The 24,177-nt window shown below is 55.1% G+C and carries 20 protein-coding genes; 14 read left to right on the top strand and 6 right to left on the bottom strand.

Annotated features, from left to right (window positions below):
• Positions 1 to 7 precede the first annotated feature (7 nt).
• From HV832_RS15240 to HV832_RS15210, 7 genes are all read left to right on the top strand, one after another.
• Entirely contained in the window at positions 8 to 844 is an 837-nt protein-coding gene (locus HV832_RS15240) for a type III pantothenate kinase (protein WP_223827363.1), read from the top strand.
• A 19-nt stretch (positions 845 to 863) separates the two neighbouring features.
• A complete protein-coding gene (locus tag HV832_RS15235; protein ID WP_176804712.1) occupies positions 864 to 1,544 on the top strand; it encodes an SPOR domain-containing protein in 681 nt (226 codons plus the stop codon).
• A 166-nt stretch (positions 1,545 to 1,710) separates the two neighbouring features.
• Entirely contained in the window at positions 1,711 to 2,466 is a 756-nt protein-coding gene (locus tag HV832_RS15230; protein ID WP_176804711.1) for an IclR family transcriptional regulator, read from the top strand.
• Between the two features lie 18 nt (positions 2,467 to 2,484).
• Positions 2,485 to 3,318 carry an N-formylglutamate deformylase gene (gene hutG, locus HV832_RS15225; RefSeq protein WP_176804710.1) on the top strand — a complete coding sequence of 278 codons (834 nt, stop codon included), beginning with the start codon at positions 2,485 to 2,487 and terminating at the stop codon, positions 3,316 to 3,318.
• Complete coding sequence (locus HV832_RS15220) at positions 3,315 to 4,697, top strand: formimidoylglutamate deiminase (RefSeq protein WP_176804709.1); 1,383 nt, start codon at positions 3,315 to 3,317, stop codon at positions 4,695 to 4,697. Before hutG ends, HV832_RS15220 begins: the two co-directional genes overlap by 4 nt.
• Before the next feature lie 411 nt (positions 4,698 to 5,108).
• Positions 5,109 to 5,525 (top strand): BLUF domain-containing protein, encoded by a 417-nt coding sequence (locus HV832_RS15215; protein ID WP_176804708.1) that lies wholly within the window; start codon positions 5,109 to 5,111, stop codon positions 5,523 to 5,525.
• A 559-nt stretch (positions 5,526 to 6,084) separates the two neighbouring features.
• Complete coding sequence (locus HV832_RS15210) at positions 6,085 to 8,862, top strand: M16 family metallopeptidase (RefSeq protein WP_176804707.1); 2,778 nt, start codon at positions 6,085 to 6,087, stop codon at positions 8,860 to 8,862.
• Positions 8,863 to 8,966: 104 nt separating this feature from the next.
• Here HV832_RS15210 and HV832_RS15205 read toward each other — a convergent pair whose 3' ends face one another.
• Positions 8,967 to 10,031, bottom strand: a complete 1,065-nt coding sequence (locus HV832_RS15205; RefSeq protein ID WP_176804706.1) for a 3-deoxy-7-phosphoheptulonate synthase — start codon at positions 10,029 to 10,031, stop codon at positions 8,967 to 8,969.
• Between the two features lie 203 nt (positions 10,032 to 10,234).
• Here HV832_RS15205 and HV832_RS15200 point away from each other — a divergent pair, with 203 nt between their 5' ends.
• The 3 genes from HV832_RS15200 (at position 10,235) to HV832_RS15190 (ending at position 12,642) form a co-directional block, all read left to right on the top strand.
• Positions 10,235 to 10,987 (top strand): phytanoyl-CoA dioxygenase family protein, encoded by a 753-nt coding sequence (locus tag HV832_RS15200; RefSeq protein ID WP_223827364.1) that lies wholly within the window; start codon positions 10,235 to 10,237, stop codon positions 10,985 to 10,987.
• Positions 10,988 to 11,084: 97 nt separating this feature from the next.
• The gene (gene sodC / locus HV832_RS15195; protein WP_176804704.1) at positions 11,085 to 11,603 is read left to right on the top strand and encodes a superoxide dismutase family protein; all 519 of its coding nucleotides are present in this window, start codon (positions 11,085 to 11,087) and stop codon (positions 11,601 to 11,603) included.
• Between the two features lie 103 nt (positions 11,604 to 11,706).
• Positions 11,707 to 12,642: an alpha/beta hydrolase gene (locus tag HV832_RS15190; RefSeq protein WP_176804703.1), complete on the top strand. Its 936-nt coding sequence runs from the start codon at positions 11,707 to 11,709 to the stop codon at positions 12,640 to 12,642.
• A 91-nt stretch (positions 12,643 to 12,733) separates the two neighbouring features.
• Here HV832_RS15190 and lysA read toward each other — a convergent pair whose 3' ends face one another.
• Positions 12,734 to 13,978: a diaminopimelate decarboxylase gene (gene lysA, locus HV832_RS15185; protein WP_176804702.1), complete on the bottom strand. Its 1,245-nt coding sequence runs from the start codon at positions 13,976 to 13,978 to the stop codon at positions 12,734 to 12,736.
• Here lysA and HV832_RS17530 point away from each other — a divergent pair.
• The 3 genes from HV832_RS17530 (at position 13,977) to HV832_RS15175 (ending at position 15,201) form a co-directional block, all read left to right on the top strand.
• Positions 13,977 to 14,102, top strand: a complete 126-nt coding sequence (locus HV832_RS17530) for a hypothetical protein (protein WP_263398765.1) — start codon at positions 13,977 to 13,979, stop codon at positions 14,100 to 14,102. The genes lysA and HV832_RS17530 overlap by 2 nt on opposite strands.
• 28 nt (positions 14,103 to 14,130) lie before the next feature.
• Positions 14,131 to 14,592 (top strand): Lrp/AsnC family transcriptional regulator, encoded by a 462-nt coding sequence (locus tag HV832_RS15180; RefSeq protein WP_176804701.1) that lies wholly within the window; start codon positions 14,131 to 14,133, stop codon positions 14,590 to 14,592.
• 87 nt (positions 14,593 to 14,679) lie between these two features.
• The gene (locus tag HV832_RS15175; RefSeq protein ID WP_176804700.1) at positions 14,680 to 15,201 is read left to right on the top strand and encodes a peroxiredoxin family protein; all 522 of its coding nucleotides are present in this window, start codon (positions 14,680 to 14,682) and stop codon (positions 15,199 to 15,201) included.
• Positions 15,202 to 15,315: 114 nt separating this feature from the next.
• Here the strand turns inward: HV832_RS15175 and HV832_RS15170 are convergent, their stop codons facing one another.
• The 4 genes from HV832_RS15170 to HV832_RS15155 all read right to left on the bottom strand — a co-directional run bounded on the left by HV832_RS15170 (position 15,316) and on the right by HV832_RS15155 (position 22,404).
• Positions 15,316 to 17,904, bottom strand: coding sequence for a cation-translocating P-type ATPase (locus HV832_RS15170; protein ID WP_176804699.1), 2,589 nt, complete (start codon positions 17,902 to 17,904; stop codon positions 15,316 to 15,318).
• A gap of 240 nt (positions 17,905 to 18,144) precedes the next feature.
• Positions 18,145 to 19,269 carry a beta-ketoacyl-ACP synthase III gene (locus HV832_RS15165; protein WP_176804698.1) on the bottom strand — a complete coding sequence of 375 codons (1,125 nt, stop codon included), beginning with the start codon at positions 19,267 to 19,269 and terminating at the stop codon, positions 18,145 to 18,147.
• 341 nt (positions 19,270 to 19,610) lie between these two features.
• The gene (locus tag HV832_RS15160) at positions 19,611 to 20,243 is read right to left on the bottom strand and encodes a YitT family protein (RefSeq protein ID WP_176804697.1); all 633 of its coding nucleotides are present in this window, start codon (positions 20,241 to 20,243) and stop codon (positions 19,611 to 19,613) included.
• Positions 20,244 to 20,364: 121 nt separating this feature from the next.
• On the bottom strand, positions 20,365 to 22,404 hold the full coding sequence (locus HV832_RS15155) for a site-specific recombinase (protein WP_176804696.1): 2,040 nt from the start codon (positions 22,402 to 22,404) through the stop codon (positions 20,365 to 20,367).
• Between the two features lie 399 nt (positions 22,405 to 22,803).
• Here HV832_RS15155 and HV832_RS15150 point away from each other — a divergent pair, with 399 nt between their 5' ends.
• A complete protein-coding gene (locus tag HV832_RS15150) occupies positions 22,804 to 24,105 on the top strand; it encodes a hemolysin family protein (RefSeq protein WP_176804695.1) in 1,302 nt (433 codons plus the stop codon).
• The last annotated feature ends 72 nt before the right edge of the window (positions 24,106 to 24,177 follow it).

Below are 24,177 nucleotides of genomic sequence, written 5' to 3'. Positions count from 1 at the left end.
CGGAAAAATGATGCCACACACCAGCACACCGATAACCGCACACAGCACCTGTTCCAGTCACAGGCAGCCGGCCGATACGCTGTTGCTGATTGACGCCGGTAACACGCGCATCAAATGGGCGATGGCAGACCGCAACACGAAACCGGAAGCCGGTATGACCTGGCGATGCATGGGCTCAGTCACGCATCCGGAGCTGTCTGCGCTGGAAACAGACTGGCAGAAATATGTGGTGCAGGATATCTGGATTTCCAACGTCGCAGGCCCGTCTGTCCGCGCTCTGCTGGAACAGTTGTGCGCCAAGGTTTTTCCGCAAGCCAGCTGTCACTGGCTGACTTCGCGGGAGGAACTTGCCGGTCTGCGCAACGCTTACCGGCAGCCAGCCCAATTAGGGGGGGATCGTTTTATTTCCGCTATCGGCGCGCATGCACTCTTTCCGCAGCAGGATCTGATTGTCGCGACCTGCGGCACCGCTACCACGGTCGATGCAGTGAGTGGTGCGGGTACGTTCAGCGGCGGCATGATTCTGCCCGGCCTGCAACTGATGGCCGGCTCGCTGGCCAAAAATACGGCGCAACTGCCGCAAGTCGCCGGACATACTGACATGGCGCAGATATTTGCTGACAATACCGATCAGGCGATAGTCAGTGGTTGTATCCATGCCCAGACCGGCGCGATTATGCTGGCCTGTGAGTCGTGGACGAGGCAGACCGGAAAGCCGGTGTTGTGCCTGATTTCCGGCGGCGCAGCGCCATATCTGATCCCGCATCTGACAGTCAGACATCAACATATTCCGAATCTGGTCTTGACGGGCTTGCTGGTCGTGGCACAATCCAGACCGGACTGATTTCTTATCTGACTTGATCATGTTGCGATTTTTCTTCTGGAGTCTGCTGGTACTGAATGCCTTGCTGCTCGCATTGAATGTGGGTTGGCTGGGTAACTGGTCGCTGGAATCCCATGAGCCGGAACGTCTGAAAATGCAGCATCATGCCGACCAGCTGTTGCAGATTTCCGCCAGCGCTGCGCAGTCCAGAGTCGAACCGGTCCCGGAAGTCAAAGCAGAAATTACCGCCTGTCTGGAAATCGGAAATTTCCTGCAGAACGACGCGCCCAAGATTGAGGAAAAACTTAAAACACTCGCGCTCGGCGAGCGCCAGTCGCGTTTGAATGTGAGTGAATCTGCCAGCCACATGGTATTTATTCCCTCTCAGGGAAGTAAAGACGGCGCCGATAAAAAAGTGAGCGAACTGCGCCGCATCGGCGTGACTGATTTTTTCGTGATTCAGGAACAGGGGTCTTTGCACTGGGGCATTTCACTCGGGGTATTCAAAACCGAAGAAGCAGCGAAGCAGCATCTCGCCAATCTGAACAACAAAGGCGTGCGCACCGCGCGCATCATGCCGCGAACCGTGACCACCAGTAAATTCGTCTACCAGCTACGCGCGCTGAGCGCTGACGAAAAGGCCAAATTTGATCTGATCAAGGCAGGCTTTCCGGCACAGGAAGTCAGAAATTGCCAGAACACGGCCTACAGCAAAAGCTAGGCTGCGTATCTCCCCTTAAAACTCCCGCACGGATATTGGGCTTCAGAGCCGTCCAGGTTTATCGTTTCACGAGATTAATTTCCAATAAATTCTCATTGAGTGAGAAATTTTGCTTGAGATTTGATTCCGGAGTGCTAGCATCGGCAACATTCAGTGAAAGCTTACGATGACGACCGACAGCGCCAGATTAAACGCCACCAGCGAACGGGTTTTGCAACTACTGGCTTGCATTGCCCGTCAGGGACAGGCCATGTCGGCGCGCGAGCTGGCGCAGCAGACCGCATTGCCGGCCAGTACCGTTTATCGCCATCTGCAGGCCTTAAAAAAATGGGGCTGGGTACAGGAACATGCGCACAGCGGCCTGTATGAGCCGGGGCCGTTGGCTGTCCAGCTCGCGCATGGTTTCGATCAGCATTCCTGGCTGATGCAGGCTGCGCGCAGCGAGATGGAGCAATTAACCAGCCGCTCCGGCGAAAGTGTCGGCTTGCTGTGTTATGTGCACGGACAGGTCATCTGTCTTGATATGCAGGACAGCCAGCAGGCGCTGCGTTGCTCGTTCGCCAAAGGGCGTGCGAATTCCACCGTGCGCGGCGCTTCTGCCAAAGCCTTGCTGGCATTTTTATCTGCACCGCTGCAGCGGCAGATACTGGAGCAGAATTTCCCCGATGCAAACGCCATAACCGAGCGTGCGACACTCGAACAGGAACTGCAGCGCATCCGTCAACAACGCTATGCCGTCAGCGAGAATGAAGTCGATCTCGGTGTCTGGGGCGTGAGTGCACCGATTTTCTCCGGCAAGGAGCAGGCTATCGCCACCTTGTCGCTGATGGCCCCGGTACAACGCAGCAGATTGCGCCAGACAGATTTCATCAGCATGACCCGCGCCGCTGCAGACCGCATTGGCCTTGCCTTACAACTCTGAGACAGACAGGAGCACAGTATGACTTCCGTATTCCATTTCGAGGCGGGCAGCACTCCGCTGCTGATTTCGATGCCGCATGTGGGAACGACGATTGCGCCTGAAGTGATGGAGCAGATGTTGCCGGTGGCAGCACAAAAAGCCGACACCGACTGGCATTTACCCTTGCTCTACAACATGGCGCAAGAGCTTGGCGCTTCGACGCTTGCCGCAGAATATTCACGCTACGTCATTGATCTCAACCGCGCGCCCGATAATGCCAATCTGTATCCGGGGCAGGATACGACGGGTTTGTGTCCTGTCGATACCTTCCACAAACAACCCTTATATGCACCAGACCGCCTGCCTGATGAGGCGGAAGTCCAGCGCCGCATTGCAAGCTATTGGCAGCCTTATCATCAGCAGTTGCAGACCGAACTGGAACGCTTGCTGAGTCTGCACGGCCATGTCGTGCTGTGGGATGCGCATTCGATCGCTTCGGTGGTGTCCCGTTTTTTTGAAGGCAGATTGCCGGACCTGAATTTTGGCACCGCCGACCAGCATTCCTGTGCTCCCGGTTTGCAGAATACGCTGGCAGCCTGCCTGCAGTATTCAGCGGCTGCGCAAAAATATAGCCATGTATTCAATGGCCGTTTTAAAGGCGGCTACATCACGCGTCATTACGGTCAGCCTGTACGTCATATTCATGCCATCCAGTTGGAAATGAGTCAGTGCATTTATATGAATGAAGCCGCGCCGTATGCATATCGCCCGGACCTGGCTGCACAGGTGCAGCCACTGCTCAGGGAATTGCTGCAAAGCTGTCTGGATTGGCAGCGAGGGATAGGCGGTAAAGTGACAGGAGCTTCAGCATGAGCCTGCACCAGTATTTAGATCGGAGCGTATTTGCGCAGCACGCCTATCTGCCGCACGGCTGGACTGAAAATGTGCGGCTGCACTGGAATGTTGCCGGCGACCTGAGCCAGATCGAGGAAAATGCGGCGCCACTGCCCGGCGAGCCCCAGGCGGTGCTGCTCTTGCCAGGCATGACGAATCTGCACTCCCACGCCTTTCAGCGCGCCATGGCAGGCATGGCGGAGATCGCCGGAAACAGTCAGGACAGCTTCTGGACCTGGCGCGATCTGATGTACCGCTACGCTTTGCACATCACGCCGGAACAGATACAGGCGATTGCCGCACAGCTGTATGCAGAATGCCTGCGGCACGGTTATACCAGCGTCTGCGAATTTCATTATCTGCACCGCGATCCGGCTGGTGCCATGTATGCCAATCCGGCTGAAATGGCGCAGCACGTGATTGCGGCAGCCAGCCAGACCGGCATCGGCATGACGATGCTGCCGGTCTTGTACAGCTACGCCGATTTTAATGAAAAACCGTTGCGCGACGATCAACGTCGCTTTGCTACCAGCGTCGACGACATTTTGCTGCTGGTACAGAAACTGGAAACAATGCGCAGCCCTCAGCTAGAAGTCGGCGCTGCGCCGCATTCCCTGCGCGCTGCCAGTCTCACGCAGATCCGTGATCTGATACAGACCTTACCGGCTGACCGGCCGTTACATATTCATATTGCAGAGCAGATGAAAGAAGTGAATGCCTGCATCGTGGCGAATGGCCGACGTCCGGTTGAGTTGCTGCTCGACAGCGGTCTGGTCGATCAGCGCTGGTGTCTGGTGCATGCTACCCACCTGACACCACAGGAAGTCAGGGATATGGCAGCCAGCGGCGCCGTTGCCGGCATTTGCACTACTACCGAGGGCAATCTGGGCGACGGCTTTTTTGACTTGCCAGCCTATCTGGCCGCCGGCGGCCGCTTCGGGATTGGCAGCGACAGCCATGCGTCGTACAGCCCGGTTGAAGAATTACGCTGGCTGGAATACGGTCAGCGCCTGCGTTTACAGGGGCGAAATATCGCTACTTCCGCGCATCAGAAGCAGATCGGCGATTTCCTGTGGCAAGCGGCGCTGCAGGGTGGGATGCAAGCCAGCGGACGGGCAGTTGGTCAGCTGGCAACAGCTTGTCGTGCCGATTTCGTGATTCTCGATGATACCCATCCTCATCTCGCCGGACTGCCGGTGCAGCACGTATTGAACAGCTGGATTTTCGCGGGCAACGACAATCTGGTGCGCGATGTGTATGTCGGCGGACAGCAAGTGGTCAGCAATGGCCGTCACTGCCAACAAGCGCAAATACAAAACGTTTACCTCAACTGCATGCGTGAATTACGCCAGTTATGATTTTGCATTTGTTGTTGTCTGAAGTGAAAAATATACTGGGGGAGAGTATTTGTAAGCAACCTTACTTTCTGCAGAGACTAAGGATGTTTTTGCACATACTCCCTGATTTTTGTGAAAATATGCCTGGATGGGGATTTTTTCTGACACACCAACGTCGCTGGAGTAAGCAACGACAAGCAACGACAAGCAAGCGATTAGTGTGGAAATGCCACTGCAGAGGAATGCACCGTTATGATTTCATCACTAAAAATGTTGTTATCTGGCGATCAGTACGGGTACGGTTGTGATTGTCGTCAGCCAATGCAGACAATCTCAGCGACACTCCCCATAATTCATTATAATCCTTCGGCGACTCCGCTTTTTGCCGCTGGCTTCCGGGTTTACTCTTGATAGTGAAAGTGTTTAATTATTATGATTATTCGTTTAATTTATGCCAGCCGCGCGGTGAATCTTGGTCCTGCAGATGTGAAAGATATCCTGGCCAGTTCGCGTAAAAACAATCAACAATTGGCGATTACTGGAGCACTGAGTTTATCGAACGGCATATTTTTGCAATGTCTGGAAGGCGAGCGTTCTGCAGTGAACGCACTCTATCACCATATCTTAAAAGATAAGCGCCACACTAAACCCGAAATACTGGTTTTGGAAGAAATCACGCAACGTCAGTTCACCAGTTGGAACATGGGACTTATTGCTACAACAAATGAGAACTCAGCCCTCTTCCTGAAGTATTCCGCTACAGCAGAATTTGATCCTTTTACGCTCACCGCGCCAGCGTTGAAGGAGTTTTTTACAGAAGTCATCAGTAATGCCAGGTTATTAAGCTGAGATTCTACAGACCATGATGTGCGACGCGGTAAAGGGCTGAATATCATGCCATAGAGAGGCATTACATGCCATTCGCTGGCACGCAGTATGAGTAAACGTCCATCGCCGGCAAGTCAGATTAACTGTAAATCGCGTCTGAAATAGAGAATACTTCCCCCCCAGTATTTTTAGGCGTCCTTATTTCGTCATGAGATGATGGCGAAAATCCTGCATACTCCCCGGTTTTATTCATATTGTCGGTAAACGTCACTGTTCTCACCGCAGTTAAATTCGGGCTATTGGCTTATCCCATTCCACGTTTCGTCGGCGTATTAATCATTTCGTCACAAATTCTCGCAAAACAATGAAAATTTGTTATGCTTCTTTTCTCGTTTTAATAAAAGAACGATAATTTTCTTTCATATGAAATGCACGCGAAACCACCTTCACCATGTGATGGTGTTCGTTACCCTGATCGCTACCTTTTGTATCAGCATAATTTGAGAGAAATTTAAGAGAAATATAAAAAAGTATGAAGAAGTAGTGAAGTTGACCGTTTAATGACTAATGGAATAAATCAATGAAACTCAAACCAATCCAGCTTGCATTTGCCCTTGCTTTTACCACAGTGACAGCAATGCCTGCCTTTGCAGCAACCCCCAAAGCAGTTATTGCAGCAAAAACGACTGCGTATACCAGTGTTGAAGGTATTACCGAATACCGCTTGCCAAATGGCCTGCGTGTATTGCTGGCGCCTGATGCCTCCAAGCCGACCACCACCGTGAATGTGACTTATCTGGTTGGTTCGCGTCATGAAAGCTACGGTGAAACCGGTATGGCGCACTTGCTGGAGCATATGTTATTCAAAGGCACCAAAGCACGCGGCAACATCATGCAGGAACTGAGCAAGCGTGGCATGCAGTTTAACGGCACCACTTTTTACGACCGCACCAATTACTTTGAAACTTTCCCTGCCAGCGAAGACAATCTGAAATGGGCGCTGGAAATGGAAGCCGACCGCATGGTCAATTCCAAGGTCGCGCGGGTTGATCTGGATACTGAATTTTCCGTCGTGCGCAATGAAATGGAGATCGGTGAAAACCGTCCTTTCAGCGTTCTGTGGAAGCAGCTCAGCGCCGTCACTTTTGACTGGCACAATTACGGTCACAGCACCATCGGCGCGCGTTCCGATGTGGAAGGTGTGAAGATCGATAACCTGCAGGCGTTTTATCATAAATACTACCAGCCGGATAATGCTGTCCTGATGGTGGCAGGTAAATTCGACGTGCAGAAAACCCTGGCGCTGATCGAAAAATCATTCGGTGTCGTTGCCCGCCCTGCGCGTACTCTGAGCAATACCTGGACCCGCGAGGCCACCCGCGATGGCACACGTGAAGTCACTGTACGCCGGGTTGGCGACCAGCAGCTGGCAGCGGTACTGTATCCGACAGCAGCGGGCAGCCATAGCGATGCGGCTGCCGTGGCTGTTCTCAGCGACATTCTCGGTTCATCGCCGAATGGCCGCCTGTACAAAAAGCTGGTGGAAAATAAACAGGCAGTGAATGTCAATGAAATGGCGTTCCAGCTGGCCGAGCCGGGCTATGTGATGTTTTTGGCCGTGCTGAATAAGGAACAGAAAATCGACCAGGCCAAAGCGACACTGATTGACACCGTCGAAGGACTGGCGAAAGAGCCTGTGACCGAAGCAGAATTAAAACGCGCCAAAACCAGTTTGCTCAACGACATTGAAAAGACCATCAATGATCCGCAGCGCCTGTGCGTGGCAATGTCAGAATCGATTGCACTGGGTGACTGGCGTCTGTTCTTCATCGAGCGGGACCGCATCGAAGCGCTGACCGTGGCGGATGTACAGCGTGTGGCACAGCATTACCTGAAGCAGGATAACCGCAGCTACGGACAATATCTGCCGGTGGAAAACCCTGACCGTGCTGAAATTCCTGCGACGCCTGATGTGGCGAAACTGGTCGATGGATACAAAGGCCACGCCAGCGTCAGCACCGGTGAAACGTTCGATACTTCCACCGTGAATATTGATAAACGGACTGAAAAACTGACACTCGCCAACGGCGCGAAAGTCGCTTTGCTGAGTAAAAAGACTCGTGGTGAAACCGTCAATGGCCGCCTTACCCTGCACATGGGCGATGAACAATCTCTGTTCGGCAAAGTCACGGTTTCTGATCTGACTGCCGACATGCTGATGCGCGGTTCATCCAAATTCAGTCGCTCCGAACTCGACACCCGTCTGGGTGAACTGAAAGCCAAGATCAGTATCTCGGGCAAAGGACAAACGCTGTCCGTCAGTTTTGAAACGGTGCGCAGCAATCTGCCGGCTGTGCTTGACCTGTTGCGCGATGTGTTGCGGGCGCCGGCCTTCCCGCAAAGCGAATTTGATTTGCTGGTGAAGGAAAATCTGGCGTCGATCGAGGCATCCCGTAACGAACCGCAGTCGGTCGCAACCCGGGCACTGAGCGCATTGAGGAATGCACCTTATAAAAATGGCGACGTGCGCTATACCAAATCGTTTGATGAATCTGCTGCAGAATACGGCGCCGCCAAGCTCGATGCGGTGAAGGATTTCTATAAAACTTTCTATGGCGCGGATCATGCGGAATTCAGTCTGGTCGGCGATTTCGATACAGCAGACGTGAAAACCAGACTGGCTTCATTGCTGGGTGACTGGAAGGCGGCAACCGCATTCAAGCGCGCTCCGGATCTGAATCTGACGGCAGAATCCCAGTCGAAATCGATAGAAACGCCGGACAAGGCGAATGCTTTCTACCTGGCGATCCTGCCATTTGCGTTGAATGATCAGTCGGCGGATTACCCGGCCTTGCTGGTGGCTAACAATATTCTCGGCGGTGGTATCAAATCCCGTTTGTTTAACCGCCTGCGCCAGAAAGAAGGCATCAGTTACGGAGCCGGTGCTTCCTTGAGTGTGCCGTCCGAAGATCAGAGCGCTGCGGTGATTTTGTATGCGATGTATGCGCCGCAAAATCTGGAAAAACTGCGTAACGGTGTGAAGGAAGAACTGGCGCTGTTGGTGAAGGATGGCGTGACGGCAGCGGAACTGGCTGATGCCAAGCAGTCTCTGGCGCAGGAAATGCAGATTCGCCGTGCGCAGGATCCGGCTTTATCGGCGCAGTTGCGCAATCAGCTGTACCTGAACCGCACGATGGCGTTTGATGCTGCCATTGAAGCAAAAATTGCAGCATTGACGCTGGATGATGTGAATGCCGCGATCCGCAAATATGTGAAGCCTGACAGCTTTGCCCATTTTTATGCCGGTGATTTTGCCGGTGCGGCGAAGAAGGCAACGGCTGCAGCTGCCGCGAAGTAAGGGATCAGGGAACCGGTATGCAGCGGCAGACAAGTGCAGCAGCATACCGCCCTTTTCACCGGAACAACCGCCAGCCAGACTGGCGGTTTTTTATGGCGGACAGTTTATTCTGCGTTACGGGTTCTGAGTCTCGCGGCCGCTTCGCGCAGCATGTTGGCCGTGGTGTCCCAGTTCACACAGGCATCCGTGACCGAGCAGCCGTATTTCAGCTGACTCAGGTCTTCCGGTATCGGCTGGTTGCCGGCAATGATGTTCGATTCAATCATGACGCCGACGATCGAGCTATTGCCATTGGCAATCTGATTCACCACATCGGCCATCACCAGCGGCTGTAATTCCGGTTTTTTGTAACTGTTGGCATGCGAACAATCAACCACGATATTCGGCGGCAGTTTGGCCTTGACCAGCGCCTGCTGCGCCATGGCGACCGAGACTGTGTCGTAGTTGGGGCGGTCGCCGCCGCCGCGCAGGACGACGTGGCCATACTGATTGCCGCTGGTGCGCACAATTGCCACCCGGCCCTGACTGTTCAGCCCGAGGAAGGAGTGTGGGTGCGATGCCGACAGAATCGCGTTGATCGCAATGCTGATATCGCCATCCGTGCCGTTTTTGAAACCGACCGGCGTTGACAGCCCGGAAGACATTTCACGGTGTGTCTGCGATTCAGTGGTGCGTGCGCCGATGGCGGTCCATGCAATCAGGTCGCCCAGATACTGCGGCGAGATTGGGTCCAGTGCTTCCGTCCCTGTCGGCAAACCGAGTTCGCAGACATCCAGCAGAAAGCGGCGTGCTTTTTCCATGCCTTCATCGACCCGGAAAGAGTCATCCATATACGGGTCGTTGATGTAGCCTTTCCAGCCGGTCGTGGTGCGTGGCTTCTCGAAATATACCCGCATCACCAGCAGCATCACGTCCCTGACCTCTTCCTGCAATGCTTTCAGGCGGCGCGCATAATCCAGACCGGCAACCGGATCATGGATCGAGCAGGGACCGACCACTACGAACAGGCGCGGGTCTTTGCGTTCCAGAATACGGCGTAATGCCTCACGGCTCTGTTCGACCACATCGCCAGCCAGGTCGCTGAGCGGCAGGCGAGCATGCAGTTCTTCCGGCGTCGGCATGTTGTCAAAGGAGGTGACATTGATATTTTCGAGTACGGTATGTGTCATGGCTGATCAGTAAGTGGAAAGGTTGGTCAGCCATTATGAACCAATTTGCTGCTTTGCCGCAAAAGCAGTTAAAAACGGATATTTCCCGTCAAAATTGATATGGCCCATACAGACGGATTCCTTAATTCCCGCATTCTGTTACCGGCAGTGATTATCTTCGCGTGGCACAATCAGTGTTTGATTCAGAATAAATGGAAACTGCCATGTTAACGACCGCCCAGCTTCAGGCGTTTGATACCCGGGGCTTTCTGGTATTGCCGAAACTCGCCACGCCGGAATTTTGCGAATCCCTCATCCGGCTGGCGCAGCAACAGCTGGAAGCGCATGCTGCGCCAATAGAATACGAAACCGATACCCGCTATCCGGGAGCGCCGGTTTCGCGCGAAGCGGAGGGTGGACAGACGGCGCGCCGTCTGCTGCAGGCGTATGCGCGCGACCCGGCAATCGCTGCCTGGGCTACCGGTTCCGCACTGACGACGCCGCTGAAACAGCTGCTGGGGCCGGATGCGCTGCTGTCGCAGGCGCATCACAACTGCATCATGACTAAACAACCCCGTTATTCCACCGCTACCGGCTGGCACCGCGACAGTCGTTACTGGCATTTTCAGCGCGCCGAGCTGGTTTCGGCGTGGCTGGCATTGCGGCAGGAAACGGTGGAAAATGGCTGCCTGCTGGTGATTCCTGGTTCGCACCAGCGCGTGATTGAAGCAGGGCAGCTGGATGACGCCCAGTTTTTGCGGACAGATTTGCCGCAAAACCAGGATTTGCTGACGCAGGCAGTGGCGGTACCGCTGGCGCAGGGCGATGTGCTGTTGTTCCACAGTAATCTGTTTCATGCCGCTGGCCGCAACCAGACCGGGAGCACGAAATTTTCCATGGTATTCACTTACCGTGCAGCAGATAACCCACCCGCACCCGGTTCCCGTTCGGCCAGCCTGCCGGAAAAAAGTTTGTGAAAAAACAGGTATAGTGTGACTTCGCTATAGGCGGACCAAGCCCCGGGCGGTGCAATTTCCGGATAAGCGGACAATGATTTCACAGTCAAGGAGAAACATGATGGCAATATTCAGATGGAGTATGGCGGCTGCCTTGTTGGTGAGTGGTCTGGTGCAGGCGCAGACGGTCGAATTGCAATTTGTGGATGCGAATGGTAATACCGGACCGGCAGGGAAGGTGACGCTGGAAGATACCGCGTACGGTTTGCTGATTACGCCGGAATTAAGCGGCTTGCCTGCCGGTCTGCACGGCTTCCATGTGCATGCCAACCCATCCTGTGCGCCGGGCATGAGTAATGGCGTTGCCGCTGCTGCCATTGCTGCGGGCGGACACTGGGATCCGGAAAAAAGCAATGCGCATCAGGGGCCTTATGGTAAAGGACATAAAGGCGATCTGCCTGCCCTGTATGTGAACGCCGAAGGAAAGGCCAATTATCCGGTGCTGGCGCCGCGTCTGAAAGCGGCCGATCTGAGCGGCCATGCGCTGATGATTCATGCCGGCAGTGATAATCACAGCGATCATCCGGCTGCGCTGGGCGGTGGCGGTGCCCGCATGGTCTGCGGCGTCGTTTCCTGAAGCACTGACCGATTCTGTTACCAACCAAAAACCTCGCGTTTAACGTGAGGTTTTTTTATGCATTCAACAAATTTTGATAAGGTTTTTCGCGGGAGAGATGGACATGCAGGTTGCTGCTAAAACAGGTTTGCCGGACATCTTGTGCTGCATGCTGCTGTTCGCCGTAATCGTGATCGGGCACGCTAGAACGGCATTTGCCGGAACGATTCCGGTAGAACCCAAACCTGTGTTACAGACCGTGACAGCCTGCGGTGCGGATACGCCAGTCAATCTCGATATGCTGACCCCGGCACAGGGAGCTGCGCCTTATCCTGCGGTGCTGGTGGTGCACGGTGGCGGCTGGCTCAGCGGCTCGCGTACTGATCTGCGCGGTTTGCTGTTGCAACTCAGCCGCTGGGGCATTCTGGGTGTCAGTGTCGATTATCGGCTGGCTCCGGCAGCGCGCTTTCCGGCGCAGATTGAAGATGTGAAGTGCGCAGTGCGCTGGCTGCGCGCGCATGCTGCGGAGTACGGCATTCAGGCTGACCGGATCGGGGCGCTGGGTATTTCTGCCGGCGCGCATCTGGTAGCGCTGGCGGCGCTGACCGCCGGGCAATGGGAACAGTACGGCGACAATCCGCGAATCAGCAGCGCGTTACGCTGTGCGGTGATGCACGCGCCGCCGTTGAATTTGCCCGCCTGGTGGGACGAAGCCGATCCGGCCATGCGTGGCCCGATGTCGCCACGGGTGATGCTCAACAGTTTGTTCGGCGCGGATTACGCCGAAGCGAAGCAGGCCTATCGCATGGCAAGTCCGGCAAACTATACCCGCTTCAACAGGCAGCAGAAACAGACGATTCCTGCCATGCTGTTGATTCAGGGGGAACAAGATGTGACGGTGCCGGTTAGCCAGTCGCGTCAGTTTGCCGCGCAGTTGCGGCAGGCCGGGGTCGCGCTGGAACTGATGACGCTGGCCGATGGCGACCATTTCACCTTCGGTTCGCAGGGGCCGCAGGTCGGCGAAAAAATCCGTGCCTTTCTGACCGGCTGCCTTAAATGAAACAGAGTGGAGCGGTCTTCTCTGTTCCGTTTTTTGCGCTGACCTGAGCGGAGAGCGTGGCAGATTCAGCTATTCCTATGAAACCAGATCATCAGATTTCCAGTGCCAGCAATTCCTGTATGGTCTGGCGACGGCGAATCTGGCGGATGGTGTCGCCATCGACCAGTACCTCAGGAATCAGCGGACGCGAATTGTAATTTGATGACATGCTGGCGCCGTAAGCACCGGCATCGTGAAACACGAACAGATCGCCAATTTCGCAGGCAGGCAGATTCTGGGTGGTGACAACACCGCCATCTTCTTGCGTGAACACGTCGCCGGATTCGCACAACGGCCCGGCCACCACCGTCGGCTGCAATGCGGTCTGGCGCTCGCTGCCATCCGGCGCATGGGCGCTGATCCTGTGATAACTGCCGTACATCGCAGGACGTGCCAGATCGTTAAAGCCGGCATCCACCAGCGCAAAGAAATTATTGCCGACTTTTTTCTGCGCGCGCAGTTCCGAAATCAGGATGCCGGACTGTGCCACCAGGAAACGTCCCGGCTCGATTTCCATGCTGATGCGATGACCGAGATGCGCTTCAATCGCTTGTCGCGCCTTGTTCCAGATCTGGAAATAATGGTCGGTATCTACCGTTGCCTCACCCGTGCGGTAAGGGATCGAGAGGCCGCCGCCAATCGAAATCGCCGGCAGGTCGCGGTTCAGTGTCTTGATCTGCGCAATCATCGCATCGCATACACTTTGCAGATGGTCGTAATCCACCCCGGAACCGATATGCATGTGCAGGCCGGCCAGTTGCAGGCCATACTGGTCAAGGATTTGCACAGCCTGCGGCAATTCTTCAAACCAGATGCCGTGTTTGCTCTGTTCACCACCGGTATTGGTCTTGCGGCTGTGACCGTGTCCGAAACCGGGATTGATGCGCAGCCAGACGGCATGCCCGCGATGCGCCTGACCGAGTTGCTCCAGCATTTGCGGGGAGCCGCAGTTGACCGGGATATTCAGTTCCACCACGCGCTTGAGCGCATGGCGGTCCAGCAGATCGGCGGTGAAAACGATGGGAGCATGTTGCTGGCCGGCGGCCTGCGGATCATAACCGGCAGCCAGCGCGCGCTCCACTTCGCCCAGCGAAACTGAATCCACCAGCACGCCCTCGGCCCGCATCAGGCGCAGCAGATGCACATTGCTGGAGGCTTTCTGCGCAAAGCGGATGACATCAAACTGTTTCAGGCGCGCGATCTGCTGCCGGATGGTGCTGGCGTCGTAAGCCCAGCAAGGTGTCTGGAAGTCCCGCGCGATTTGCGCGATCTGGATGTTGCTGATGGAAGTCGTCATGATGATTTCTCAAAAAGGCGGCGCTGTTGCGGTGGCGCAGCTGGTTAAGCATGACCCAGACTTTAACAAGTGTTTCGCCCGGGATGAATACGATATGATTGGTAAATCAATTCAGATTCAATGAATTCATCGGAAAATAACGGATATCGCTTATGAACCTGAAAATCGACAGCTTTGATCAGAAAATTTTAATTTTATTGCAACAGGATGCCCGTATGTCGCACGCAGAAATCGGGCGGCAGGTGCACCTGAGCCAGCCTGCGGTGTCTGAACGCATCAAACGGCTGGAAGCTGCCGAAGTGATACGCGCTTATCGGGCAGAAATCAACCCGAAGGCACTGGGTTATCAGATCACTGCCATGATACGGCTGTCAACCCAGCAGGGGCGGCCGTATGCGCAATATGTGGCTGCCTGCCCGGAAATCATCGACTGCTATACGGTGACCGGGGAGGATGGCGCCGTGATGCGGGTGCTGGCGACGGATGTGGAGCATCTGCAGCGGATTATCAATGCGCTCAATGCGTTCGGATCAACTTCCACCGCGATTGTGCTGACCACGCATGTCGCCGGAAAAACCATTATTGTGCCGGCGCCGGATCAGAATGAAGCTTGACCGGACTCAGATGCCGGGTCGGAACGGTGGCCCATAAAAACGTATAATGTCCGCTTGTGATCGAAGACCGAATCTGAAGGAAAGTCCATGTTAGCGCCATCCTCACCCCGTAAATTTACCCTGTTCAGCGTGATCGCCGGGCTGGCCCTGCTGATTCTGGGCGGTTTATTCTGGCAATCCCTGCACGCCAGGCCTCTGATGCCGGACGTTACCTTCACCAACCTCAAAGGTGAGCGGATGAGCAGCCAGCAGTTGCGTGGCAAGGTGCTGATGGTGAATTTCTGGGCCACATCCTGTTCAACCTGTATTGCTGAAATGCCACGTATGGTGGAAACCTACAATAAATACCATGCGCAAGGGCTGGAATACATCGGCGTGGCCATGAGCTACGACCCGCCAAATTATGTGCTGAATTACGCTGAAACACGGCAATTGCCGTTTCATGTCGCGCTCGATCCCCAGGGGAAACTGGCGCAGGCTTTCGGTGAAGTCAAACTAACCCCGACAACGTATGTGATCGATAAGCAGGGACAGATCCTGAAGCGCTATGTCGGCGAACCTTCGTTTTCTGAGCTGCACACCTTGCTGGAAAATGCGCTGAAGGCCTGAACACAGCTTCTACAGCTTGAATGCGGCGGCGGCCTGTCCTGCCGCTGCATGATTTTCATGACGCCGGTATGATGCCGGAACACTATCCGCCTGACCGGTTTCCGCGGCCGGCTGTTATCTGACCGAAAACCGTGCCGTCAGCCTGTCACGCAGCGTTTTGCTCAATGCCAGCAGCACAATGCAGGCAAGCGCTGCCGCCGCGCCGGACAACACATTGTGCCATTGCGGCCGGCCAAAATAGAATAACTGGCTGAGACCCGGCACCGTCAGCGCCAGCAGCAATACCGCCATACCAGTGCCGACCACCCACCATAGAGCCGGATTCGGCAGGCGCAGGCTGTGCCAGAGGCTGGCTGACTGGCTGCGGTGAATAAAAATCAGCCCCAGGTTGCCCAGCACCATTGTCGTGAATGCCAGTGCCCGCGCTTCCCCGGCATCAAACTGTTGCAAGGCCATCCAGTACACCGCCAGTACCGTCAACAGCAATGCGCTGCCACGGAACAGTCCCGTCAGCAGAATGCCGCGATCAAACAGGCTGGCACCGGATGCGCGCGGCGGCTTTTGCATGACATCCGGTTCTTCCGGTTCCGCCTCAAACACCAGCGAGCAGGTCGGGTCGATCACCAGTTGCAGCACCATGATGTGCACCGGCATCAGCACCAGCGGCCAGCCTGCAATGACCGGAATCAGCGACATGCCGATGACGGGAATGTGGACGGCGATAATGAAGCTGATGGTTTTGCGCAAGTTATCGAAAATACGGCGGCCTGCACGAATCGTGGTGACGATGGAGTTGAAATCGTCTTCCAACAGCACCAGCGCAGCGGATTCACGCGCCACGTCAGTACCGCGCTTGCCCATGGCGATGCCGATATGCGCCGCCTGCAATGCCGGCGCATCATTGACACCATCGCCGGTCATGGCAACTGTTTCACCGGCCTGTTGCAGCACTTGCACCAGACGCAGTTTCTGTTCTGGCGAGACGCGGCAGAAAATATGGGTATTCTGCAAGCGCTGCAGCAGTCCGGCATCGTCCATCTGCGCCAGCGCATGGCCGGTCAGGGTGCCGCCGGGACTGTCGATACCGCATTGCGCCGCAATATGGCGCGCGGTGGCCGGATAGTCGCCGGTAATCATGATAACGCGGATACCGGCGCTACGGCAGTCGCGAATAGCGGCAGGCACGCCGACCCGCACCGGGTCGGCAAATGCAATCAGCCCGACCAGTTCAAACACAAAATCATGCTGGATTGGCGGCAGATCGTGATTGTTTTCACCCGACGGAGAGCCGCTTTCCGGCATAAAGAGCGCTCTGGCTACGCCCAATATCCGCAGGCCTTGTCCAGCCATGTGGTTGACTTCCGCCATCAGTGCGGCAGTCTGGTCAACACTCAGGTGGCACAGGTCGGCGATTGCTTCCGGCGCGCCTTTGCTGGCAATGACGAAATGGGCATGGTCGGTGGATTGCCATACCCGCGACATTGCCAGCAATTCTTTTGACAAAGGGTATTCCTCGACCAATTCCCAACTGTTATGCCAGTGTTCCGTCTGCGTCAGGCTGGCCTGGCTGTATTCCTGAATCGCCAGCTCCATCGGGTCAAAAGGTTTGCGCTGACTCGCAAGAATGGCGTATTCCAGTACCTCGTGAAATGTTTCCGGCAGTTCGGCCGAGGAATCGCTGCAGATGTGGCTGGCGCCATTGGCAAACAGCTGTGCGACTGCCATTTTGTTCTGGGTCAGGGTGCCGGTTTTATCGGTGCACAACACGGTGGTTTCCCCCAGCATTTCGATGGCCGGAATCCGCCGTGTCAGCACATGCTGCCGCGCAATCCGCCATGCGCCGATGCCGAGGAACAGGGTCAGGATGACGGGCAGTTCTTCAGGTATCAGTGCCATCGCAAACGTAATGCCAGCCAGAATGCCAGTCAACCAGTCGTGGCGGCTGACGCCATAACCAAGTGCCAGCAGGCAGGCAACCGACAGGCTGGCAATGGCGATCACTTTGACGACATGCTGCATTTCCGACTGCACCCGCGTCGGCTCAGAATGCGTTGTCGCCAGCGCCTGCCCGATTTGGCCGATCGCGGTACGGTTACCGGTAGCGAGCACGCGGGCAATGCCGGTTCCCTGAACAATGAGGGAGCCGGAAAACACGAACGGTGTTCCTTCACCACCTGCCGCACCCATTTCTGGCGGTACCGGGTCAGCCGGGATTTTGGTGACAGCCAGCGATTCGCCGGTCAGCAGCGACTCATCGGCATTCAGGTTGATGCCAGTCAGCAATACCCCGTCAGCAGGTATCCGTATGCCTTCTGTCAGCAGCATCAGGTCACCCTGCACAATATCCCGTCCCGCAATGCTGATTTGCTGCCCGTTGCGGATCACGCTGGCACGCGGGCTCGACAGGTCACGCAATGCTTCCAGCGCCCTCTCGGTCTTGTGTTCCTGAATGATGCTGATGATGACGATAATCAGTACAAAGCACAGCAGCACGATGGCTTCATGGGGATCGCCCAACAGCAGATACACAGCGCCACAGGCGAACAGTAACAGCAGCATCGGTTCCGTCAGTACCTTCCAGATCATGCTGCCCAGTCTGCGCGATTGCGCTACCGCCAGTTCATTGGGACCATCAGTTAGCAGCCGTTGGGCAGCTTCCTGCGTCGTCAGGCCGGTAGTGAGCCGATCGCGTTCAGGAGTCATGTTTGTTCAGTCATCCATCAGTATGGAAAATCGGAAAATCTGCCGGTACAGTGTAGCTCACGCCTATCAGCGTGCAAAGAAGCGGGATGTGGTCAGGCGTTGTTGTTCAGATGGTGCCGCGTTGGGATGACGTCTGCATGACAGTGACATCAATGGCGGCATGAAGCAGAGAGCAAAAAAATGGCTGCCGTATTTCAGCGGCAGCCATGATGAGTCTGTTGGGCGACTGATGATGTGCGGTCAGGCCAGTTTTTTGACGACCACGCAGCCGATTGAGTAGCCAGCGCCGAATGAGCAGATCACACCGATGGTCCCTGCCGGCAGATCGTCCTGATACTGATGGAAGGCGATGATGGAACCGGCAGAAGAGGTATTGGCATAAGTATCAAGAATCGTCGGTGATTCTTCCGGGGTGGCATCACGGCCGAGAATCATGCGGGCGATCAGCAGGTTCATGTTCAGGTTTGCCTGATGCAGCCAGAAGCGTTTGACATCGGGGATAGCGATGCCAGAGGTTTCAACCGTTGATGTGATAACGGCAGCCGCCATTGGGCAGACATCCTTGAATACTTTGCGGCCTTGCTGGCGGAACAGTTTATCCGGCGTGCCGATACCGGATTCATCGGCACGGTTCAGGAAGCCGAAATTATTGCGGATATTGTTGGAAAACTGGGTTTTGAGTTTCAGACCGACGATTTCAAACTGATGCGCAGAGGTCGCCAGATCGGCGCGTTCAACCAGAATTGCCGTGCAGGCGTCGCCGAAAATAAAGTGGCTGTCGCGGTCGCGCCAGTTCAGGTGGCCGCTGGTGATTTCCGGATTCACCACCAGCACTGCCCGCGCCTGCCCGGACTGGATGGCGCTGACTGCTGCCTGAATACCGAAAGTCGCGGACGAGCAGGCGACGTTGATGTCGTAGCCGTAGCCATCAATCCCGAGTGCATTCTGGATTTCGACAGCCATCGCCGGATAGGCGCGCTGCATATTGCTGGCGGCGCAGATCACGGCATCGACATCGGCAGCGGTACGGCCGGCGCGTTGCAGCGCCTGGTTTGCCGCAGCCACTGCCATGTCGCACATCACTGACGGCTCGTCGTCGCTGCGTTCCGGAATCCGGGGTACCATGCGCTGCACATCGAGTACGCCTTCTTTATTCATCACATAGCGCGATTTGATGCCGGATGCCTTCTCGATGAAGGCAACGCTCGATTCTTCCAGTGCAGTCACTTCCCCGGCAGCGATGGCGGCGGCATGTTCGGTATTGAACTGCTGCACATAGGCATTGAAACAGGCAATCAACTCTTCGTTAGAGATCGATTCGGAAGGGGTAAACAGGCCGGTACCGCTGATGACTACTTTGTTCATCGTTTGCTTTCTGTGGATGGGCATCCTGATTTTCTGTCACGTTCCTGTTGTTTTCGTCAAAACCTGCTGGGACGACAGACGGAAGAACCAATGCCCGGTCTGATTGGGTGGAATGAGATATCTGAGTAATTGTCGACGCACCGTTTCAGGCAAACTTTGCACAAAAATTGCGCGACGTTGTCGCTCGATTCTACACAAAATTCAAGACACGATTATCAAAAACGGGCAGAAATAGAGTGCTTGTTCCAGAATAGTATTGGTTAAATTTTAATGCTGGATACCTATTCTGTTATCACACCGGCATATCGGCATGTGTTGCCACATTGATCAGTATCCGATTTTCATACCGCCATGTAGCGGCCCGGACGATGGTTCAGGCTGATGGCGAGATTCAGCGCAAAGGCGCCGAGAATGGAGGCCAGCAGCGACAGTGGCGACACCACTGCCAGCGAAGCCAGCACGATCAGAAAATCCAACCCCATCTGTAATTTACCGGCACGGATTCCTTTGCTTTGCTGCAGATACAGCGCGAGGATATTGATGCCGCCGAGACTGGCCTGATGGCGGAACAGGACAATAAAGCCGACGCCCATCAGCAGTCCGCCGATCAGTGCCACGTAGAAGGATTCCAGCAGTCCGCCGCCAGTCAGGTGCAGCAGTCGCGGATGCAGGCTGGAAAACAGCGATACCAGCGCCACGGAACAGAAGGTTTTGAGTGTGAAGCGCCAGCCCATGCGCTTCCACGCCAGCCAGTAAAAAGGCAGGTTGATGAGAAAAAAGACCAGCCCGAATGTCAGACCGGTACGATAGTGAATCAGAAACGCCAGCCCGGCAGTGCCGCCGGTCAGCAGACCGGCTTGATTAAACAGCGCTACGCCCAGCGACACAAACAGTGTGCCTGTCAGTATGGCCAGAATATCTTCCAGCAGACTGTGCGGTACAAACCGCTTCGATGGCGGAACAGGGGCAGACATAGCGATGAACCAGGGAAAAAGAATGTCCATTGTACGCGGGTCTTGCGCACCGGCAGCGGGCCGCCGGCGCGGCTTCACGATTCATTGACATGTGTCAAACGATAGAGGTTGATACGGCCCGTCAGTGTCGCGTATCTGACGACGGATTGTTCTCACCGTCTGTTTGTTGATGCGACACAGCATCCGGCAGCGGCAGGAAAAATGCCCGGCTGTCAGAACGAAAACGTTGCCATAACAGACTCAGTAATGTGCCGCCCTGGCCGAAGCTGACCCTGCGTGAGCGCAGCGCCACCAGCAGCGCCAGACTGAAGCTGACACCCAGATTCACCAGACCGATCAGCAGGATACCGGACAGTGAATACAGCGCCAGTTGCCAGCTGATCTGATGCTCCAGACCGACCAGCGCAAATGCAAAATTGGCGCTGGAAAAAGTGATATGCCGGATATCTACCGGAAGACCGAAAAAGACACCAAGCTGGCCGATTGTTCCCAGCATGATGCCGAAGAAGAAATTACCCGCCAGTGCCCCCAGATTATTGCCGATGTAATGCGTGACTGCATGCAGACGGGCTTCGCCCAGACATTTCCTGAGCCACGGTAGCTGGCGCAAGCGTGCCGGAATATGCGCATAACTGGCCTTGTTGTCGTAGTACCCGGAAATCAGTCCTGATACAAACAGACAAACCCCGGCAATGGCCGCGTGAGGCAGGGCAAGGCTGCCAAACGGATCGAGATCATGCAGCAGATGCTGGGCTTTTTCCGGAGGCGCCAGATGACTGCCGGTGATGCCGTACCAGGCCCAGGCAATCGCATAGGCCGTCGGCAGGGCGAGTGCGATATTGCCGATGATCGCGATCAGCTGCGAGCGGAAAACGGCAACGATCAGATCCGCCAGTTCATCCAGTTTCTGCTTGCCCTGATCGATCGCGCGGGCAATCAGTGCGGCAGTCATGGCAGGCTGTTTGGTCGCAATCGTGAAATGCAGCACGTGTACCAGCATGAAACCCGACGAGTAATTCAGGCTGTAGAGAACAGCATAGCCGAACGGTGCCAGCGCCATCTTGCTCATCAGCACTTTGATCATTGCCATGAATCCGACAAGGAACCCGGCGCCCATCGCTGACCTGAACATGCCCAGCCATTCGCTGCGGTTACCGGTGACGTAATGCTCACCGCTTTTACCAGCCCGTTCCGTGACTTGCAGCGACAATAATTCGGTATTGGTCTGGATCAGGTCACGCAGGCTGTGGCGTCTGTTTTCTGCAGTGACCAGTTCTTTGAACAGTTGAACCGACGTGCGGTTAATCCGGTCGCGTTGTCCGGCATCCAGCAGGGCCAGCAGCTTGCGCAGTCTGAACATGCTTTGCGTCAGCCTTAGCAACAGCCGGGTCAGGCTGACGGATACGCCGTTGGCGGCGGCAGTCTTGCGAATTTTACTGACGATCTCATCGCACTGTGAGAGCAGAACGTCGATATGCAGGCTGTCATCACGCTTGATCTGACGGTCATTCAGCCATGCGCGGTAACGTAAAATATAATCATTGATTTCGTCGTTCTGTCGTAAAAAGGGAGATTCAAATTTTTCGATATCCGGATAATTCCTGACCAGCTCCGCTTCCAGTCCGATCGTGGTGATCCGGTATGACAGCACCTGTACCGCACTCAGTACTTCGTTGCTCAGGGTGTGATGGGTCTGGCGCACAGTGATGGTGCGCAAACCGATATTGGCCAGTAAATCCATCCAGACATGATCTGATATGCCATTGATCCAGATATGGTCGTCCGCCTCGTTGAAAATCTGACCGAAAATATCTTTGACGTAATCGTCATTGACCAGCGGCGGTAAGCATTTGCTCAACAGGCGATGGGTGGCTGCACCCCAGAAGCCATTATTCAATGTGATGCCGGTATCGGTCAGCAGATGCAGTAATTTACGGCTGGTCAATACCTGCACCAGATATTGCAGCAAGGCGCGACGCCAGGCCGGATGTTGCTGCAGCACGAAACACAATGCACGAATGTTGTCAGTCGCATGCGCGATATCGCGGGCATGCCGCGGACGGATGGTGGCAACCAGCGCCTGCAGATGGCGGATATGGCTGGTGTCGGGATGTTGCTGCAGTTCTGAAGTGATTTCCATCAGGATGATGTCTAAAGACACTGTACTCTCCTTTCATTGGGACAGGCACCATGACCGGTGTGACCGGCGGCGGGTGCGTATCTGTTTGGCCCGGTGATGGTGATGGCGGGCATGTTTCATGGGTCGTACGCTATATGTAATGTACACGGCAGGCCGGTGACCGCAGTAAGGGATGCGGTGCCGGATGTATCTGTCACCGGGTGTCTGGCGCGACGGACCGGCAATCCGCTGTTGCAGTACCGGCCTGGATGATTATAGGGCGGACGGGATAGTCAACAGGATACGGCCTACGTTCAGACAGACCGTTGTTACCGGGAAAAGTTTCATGCTCTGTCAGGCAGGCGGGTAATTGTATGCAAATGTATCCAAAGTAGTCTAATTAGACTAAAGTAGTGCCGTGTTTATTTTGAAGGCAGGGCGTTGGATAATTTATTGCTAGTGGTGGCTGCACTGCTTCTGGTTTTGTTAAACGGATTTTTTGTTGCGGCTGAATTCGGACTGGTCAAACTGCGCCAGACGCGTGTGCGCAGCATCGCCAAGACATCCGGGCTGCGCGGCCGCCTGTTGGTTACCGTACACCAGCATCTCGATACCTACCTTTCTGCCTGCCAGCTGGGTATCACGCTGGCTTCTCTGGGGCTGGGGTGGATCGGTGAACCTGCATTTGCGCGCCTGCTGCAGCCTTTACTGCATCAGATCGGCGTGGCGTCGGCAGAGGTCATTCACGGCATTTCCTTCTTCTTTGCATTTTTCGTCATTTCTTTCCTGCATATCGTGGTGGGTGAGCTTGCTCCCAAGTCGATGGCGATCCGTATGCCGGAAAGGGTGTCGCTCTGGACGGCGCCTGCTTTGTACGGATTCTACTGGCTCATGTATCCGGCCATCTGGGCGCTGAACAGCAGCTCGAATCTGGTGCTGAAAATGATTGGCCTTGACACCGTACACGGCAGCGACAGCCATTATTCGCCGGAAGAATTGAAACTGATCCTGCGGGGCGGTCATGCGGGAGCCAAAGAAACCCGCGACGAGTGGAGCATCATGGCGCAAGTGCTGGATTTTGGCGGTCTGGAAATCTCCGATCTGATGCGTCCGATTAATGAAGTCGTTGCCATGTATAAATCTGTCAGCCTGGAAGAAAATATGGAAACAGCTGCCAGAAACCGCTTCAGCCGCTATCCTTATTTCGACGATGATGAACAGACCGTGCTTGGCATGCTGCATCTGAAAGACCTGTTTCTGGCACAGCAATCCGGTAAGCCACTGGATGATTTGAGCAAGCATTTGCGGCAGGTGGAATTCGTACCACCGAACATGCCGGCACTGGAATTGTTCCGTCGTTTCCGTAAAGGCGCACCGCATTTTGCGATTGTCGGACATAAAGGCAGCAAGCCTGTTGGCTTCCTGACACTGGATAATTTGCTGAGTGCGCTGGTCGGCCAGATACGGGATGAATTCAGACAAAATGAAAATGACTGGACATTGCTGGATGACGGCACGCTGATCGGAAAAGGCAGCCTGCCTTTATATACGTTGGGCATGGCGCTTGGCTTCGATCTGGACAGCGATGAGGTAGAATCAATCGGTGGACTGATTATGCAAAAGCTGGGCGATCTGCCCGCCGAGGGGCAAAAAGTAGAATTTGAGCAATTTGATGCAGTGGTGAAAAAAATGAATGGACCGCGTATTGTACTGGTCAGAATTTATCCAAAGCAGCATCCATGAATTTCCGGCATACTGAGGGATCACATCGGAAAGTCATCAAGATCAAAAAACACCGGAATCAGGAATCAGGCG

The sequence above is a fragment of the Cognatundibacterium oligocarboniphilum genome, from assembly GCF_013377855.1.
Taxonomy (GTDB): Bacteria; Pseudomonadota; Gammaproteobacteria; order Burkholderiales; family Burkholderiaceae_D; genus Undibacterium; species Undibacterium oligocarboniphilum.
Note: the sequence above shows the minus strand (reverse complement) of the source record. Positions and strands in the feature narration are given on the sequence as shown.